A 520-nucleotide genomic window follows, 5' to 3' on the forward strand; every position below is an offset into this window, starting at 1 on the left:
GAATACTTTTACTGTTCACTAAGCGTTCTTTAACAAATTAATCTTAAGTAAGTTTGTATGGGGGCTTGTATCGCTTTGCGAGAGCAAAAAGATAGAAGTCTAACCAAACAATTCCAGCACTATTTTTAATAATGGGAATAGTAGCAGTAATTGAGTAAATGGGTTAGATCGAGAGATTTAAAACATTATTAAGGATTTAAACTGAAGAGTTTGATCCTGGCTCAGATTGAACGCTGGCGGTATGCTTAACACATGCAAGTCGAACGGCAGCACGGAGAGTTTACTCTTTGGTGGCGAGTGGCGGACGGGTGAGTAATGCATAGGAATCTACCTTTTAGTCTAGGATAACTACCCGAAAGGGTAGCTAATACTGGATGTGGACTACGGTTTAAAGCAGGGGATCTTCGGACCTTGCGCTAAGAGATGAGCCTATGTGGGATTAGCTAGTTGGTGAGGTAATGGCTCACCAAGGCGACGATCTCTAGCTGGTTTGAGAGGATGATCAGCCACACTGGGACTG

At 42.9% G+C, this 520-nt stretch carries 1 rRNA gene; it reads left to right on the forward strand.

What is annotated here, in order from left to right:
* Window positions 1-198: 198 nt before the first annotated feature.
* Window positions 199-520: ribosomal RNA gene (locus tag DC083_RS10075) — 16S ribosomal RNA — on the forward strand; the annotation flags it as partial.

The organism is Ignatzschineria ureiclastica, from assembly GCF_003121845.1.
Classification (GTDB): domain Bacteria; phylum Pseudomonadota; class Gammaproteobacteria; order Cardiobacteriales; family Wohlfahrtiimonadaceae; genus Ignatzschineria; species Ignatzschineria ureiclastica.